Source organism: Stenotrophomonas sp. 05L44_2 (genome assembly GCF_056665995.1).
In genome coordinates, this window is record NZ_JBFTNR010000447.1 from 1 (window position 1) to 3554 (window position 3554).

The 3554-nt window shown below is 67.7% G+C and carries 4 protein-coding genes; all 4 read right to left on the bottom strand.

Translation table 11 applies throughout. The features are described 5' to 3' along the window. Nucleotides 1-116: 116 nt before the first annotated feature. On the bottom strand, nt 117-497 hold the full coding sequence (locus tag AC1VAN_RS15300) for a PDZ domain-containing protein (protein WP_312401428.1): 381 nt from the start codon (nt 495-497) through the stop codon (nt 117-119). 1 nt (nt 498) lies between these two features. Then, nucleotides 499-1713 (bottom strand): ABC transporter permease, encoded by a 1215-nt coding sequence (locus AC1VAN_RS15305; protein WP_442252097.1) that lies wholly within the window; start codon nt 1711-1713, stop codon nt 499-501. Nucleotides 1714-1734: 21 nt separating this feature from the next. Further along, nucleotides 1735-3039, bottom strand: coding sequence for an ABC transporter permease (locus tag AC1VAN_RS15310; protein WP_208081690.1), 1305 nt, complete (start codon nt 3037-3039; stop codon nt 1735-1737). Between the two features lie 10 nt (nt 3040-3049). Continuing rightward, the coding region (locus AC1VAN_RS15315) for an ABC transporter ATP-binding protein (RefSeq protein WP_480986122.1) at nt 3050-3554 on the bottom strand (505 nt) is incomplete at its 5' end.

A 3554-nucleotide genomic window follows, 5' to 3' on the forward strand; every position in this document is an offset into this window, starting at 1 on the left:
GCCATGCCCGGCGGGGCGGGTGCAGTTGCAGCGGCTGGAACCGCCGGGCATGGCCCGGCGCTACCGGGCCGCTCTGCAATATAGCGAAACCAGCGGTAGCGCAGGGGCGTCCCGACTCAGCGCCGTGGCGGCGGCGGTGGCGGCGGTGCTGGCGGGTTCAGCGCCGCCCGCCACGCCGACACCGCCACCGGCACGGTCAGCATCCGGCCATCGCGGCGCAGCAGCAGGTAGACGGTGGGCGTCGATGCCGCCCGTATTGCGTCGGCGAGCTGTTCGATCTGCCGCACCGGCGAGTCGTCCACGCGCAGGATGCGGTCGCCATGGCGCACGCCGAAGCGCGGCTCCGGGCTGGCCGCATCCACCCTCACCACGCCTTCGGTCGAGCGCAGCGCCAGCCGCGCATCGTCCTGTCGCCACTCCAGCGTCTGCGCGCTGCTGCTGCCGGCGAGTACCGGCAGCGGCAGGGCCAGCAACAGCACCAGCAGGCTGGCGCGCATCTCACGCCCCCCGCGTGGCGACGGCCGGGGGCACCGCAGCGGCGCGGCGGGCCGGGCCGAACACGGCGATCTGCCCCAGCAGCCACAGCAGCGCTGCGCCCAGCGGCAGGTACAGCAGCGGCATGCGCGGCAGCTCGTACATGTTCATCAGGGCCAGGTTGATGGCGTACGCCGCCAGCATGCCCAGCACGATGCCCAGCGTGGCCAGCAGGAAGTTCTCGGTCTGGAAATAGCGCAGGATCTGCCCGCGGGTGGCGCCCAATGCGCGGCGGATGCCGATCTGCTTGCTGCGCTGCTGCACCCAGAAGCTGGCCAGGCCGACGATGCCCAGGGCGGTGACCACCAACAGCGCCACGCAGACCGTCACCAGCAGCCCGACCATCGAGCGGTCGTTCTTGAAGTAGTCGGCACGCTGTTCCTGATAGGTCAGTTTCTCGCGCACCAGGCGGTTGGGATCGTTGTGGTCCAGCGCGGCCAGCGCACCCTTCAGCACTTCATCGCGGCGTTCCGGCGAAGTGCGCAGCATGTACGGGCCGCGGGTGAAGTCGGTACGCACCGGCAGCATCATCGACAGGGTGCTGTTGTCGTTGTAGTCGGTGGGGGTGGCCAGATGGGCGACCACGCCGACCACGTGCAGGGCCTGGTTGCCCATGTAGAAGGTCTTGCCCAGCGCGCTCTGGTCCGGATACATCTTGGCGGCGACCTGCTGGTTGATGATCACCGGCGCGGCGCGGTCGGGCTTGGGATTTTTCTGGGCTTCCTCATAGTCGATGTATTCACTGGGCAGGAAGTCGCGGCCGGCGACCAGCTGCAGGCCGAGCGTGGACAACGCGTTCTCGCTGAACATGTACAACGACACGAAGGCGGTCGGGCGCTCCTGGTCACGTTCGCGCGAGATGCTGGTGTTGCTCGAGTTGCGGCGGAATGGCAGCTGGTTGACCTTGGTCACGCTGGTCACGCCGGGAATCGCGCGCAGCGATGCCAGGTCTTCGTTGGTGCGGGCCATGGCGTTGGCCTGCTTGCCGATGCCGCTGACCCGGACCATGACCAGTTCGTTCTCGGCCAGGCCGCTGGGCTGGCTGATCTTTTCCACGCGCTGGGTGACCAGGAACAGGGCATTGCAGACGATGGCGCAGGTCAGGGCGATTTCCAGCACGATCAATGCGGCTGCGGTCTTGTGCCGGCGCAGGGTGCTGAGGATGGGGCGGATGTCCATGGGAAGTCCTCGTTCTGGTGCTTACTGCGACTTGAGCTGGATGGCCGGGGTGACCTGCATCGCGCGCCAGGCGGGCAGGAAGCCGGCAGCAATGCTGGCCAGCAGGGTCAGGCCGAGGGCGAGCAGCAGCATGCTGCCGTCGAGGTGGGCCAGCTTGGCGTAGTCCACCGGCTGCTGGCGCACCGCATACAGTCCCAGCAGTGCCAGGCCGATGCCGAGCACGCCACCAACCACGCCCACCGCGCCCGCCTCGACCAAGCACTGCAGGAAGATCTGCCCGCGGCTGGCACCCAGTGCGCGGCGCACGCCGATCTCACCGCTGCGGCGCAGGAACTTGGCCAGCAGCAGGCCGACCGTGTTGACCAGGCAGACACCGAGGAAACCCAGGGCCAGCCACATCTGCAGGCGTACGTCGCTGGGTACCGCGTTGTTGAAGGTCAGCCACTCCATCACGGTGCGCAGGCGCACGTTGGCCGGGCGCTCGAAACGGCCGGCAGCCCGCTGCTGGTCCGAGTAGTTCACCAGGTAGCGGCGGTAGTCCTCGGCCTTGGACGGGTCAAGCTCCACCCAGTACTGGATCCAGGTGCACGGCGCGTTGATCGAATTGCTGTCGTCATCGGGTGCGCCGTCGCGGAAGCAGTTCATGTTGCCGTTGCTGCCGAGCTTGAGGTCCATCGCGGTGGACAGCGGCATCATCAGGTCCTCTTCGCGGCCGTAGTTGCCGACGGTCAGGTCGAAGAAGTGCGGTTCCGGATTCCAGGTGTCCATCACCCCGATCACCCGCAGCGAATGGCCCTCGACCCGGATCTGGCGGCCGACACTGTCGGCGCCCTGGAACAGCTTGTCATTGATCACCTTGGACAGCACCACCACGCGGGCGCGACCGTCATCGTCGCTGGCCGTCCAGGCACGGCCATACAGCATCGGCACGTTGAACATCGGGAAGAAGTCGGCCGAGGTCCAGCGGGTGTCGATGTTGAACGGCTTCAACGTGCTGCCTTCCGGCTCGACGGTGACGGCGCCAGCACTCATCATCGCCTGGCGCTCGCCACGCTTCTCGCGCAGCAGCGTCTCTGCATCGAAGCGGGTCATCTGGGTCTCCGGCTCTTCGCCGGTCAGGTAACCCGAGCGCGGGCGCGGATCGACCTGCACGTAGAACAGGCGGTCGCTCTTGTCAGGGATCGGGTCGCCGGACAGCACGTGGAAAACGGTCAGGGTGGTCATCGAAGCACCGATGCCCAGCGCGATGGCGACCACCATCAGCGCGGTCAGTACCTTGTTGCGGCGGAAGCTGCGTACCGCCAGTCGGGCGTAGTAGGCGAACATGGTCGTGCCCTCACTCGTTGACGGCGACGATGCGACGCGGGGTGGCCAGCACCGGCTCGCGCACCAGGTCGGTGACCTGGCCGTCGACGATGTGCACGTTGCGCTGCGCGCGTGCGGCCAGTTCCGGGTCGTGGGTGACCATCACGATGGTGGTGCCGGCGGCGTTGATCTCCTCCAGCAGTTCCATCACCCCGCGCGCCATCTGCGTGTCCAGGTTGCCGGTCGGTTCGTCGGCCAGCAGCAGGCGCGGGCTGCCGGCCAGGGCACGGGCGATTGCCGCGCGCTGCTGCTGGCCGCCGGAGAGTTCGTTCGGGTAGTGCTTCATGCGCGAGCCCAGGCCGACCTGGCTCAGCGCCTTCTCGATGCGCTCGCGGCGCTCGCCGGCGCTCATCTTGCGGTAGCGCAGCGGCACGTCCACGTTGTCGAACAGGTTGAGGTCCGGAATCAGGTTGAAGCCCTGGAAGATGAAGCCGATCTTCTGGTTGCGCAGGCGGCTGCGGGCATCATCGCCGAGC

What these genes read in the sequence shown, in the direction of transcription:
- AC1VAN_RS15305 (WP_442252097.1), bottom strand. Translation starts at nt 1,713, where the DNA reads ATGGACATCCGCCCCATCCTCAGCACCCTGCGCCGGCACAAGACCGCA.
- AC1VAN_RS15300 (WP_312401428.1), bottom strand. Translation starts at nt 497, where the DNA reads ATGCGCGCCAGCCTGCTGGTGCTGTTGCTGGCCCTGCCGCTGCCGGTA.
- AC1VAN_RS15310 (WP_208081690.1), bottom strand. Translation starts at nt 3,039, where the DNA reads ATGTTCGCCTACTACGCCCGACTGGCGGTACGCAGCTTCCGCCGCAAC.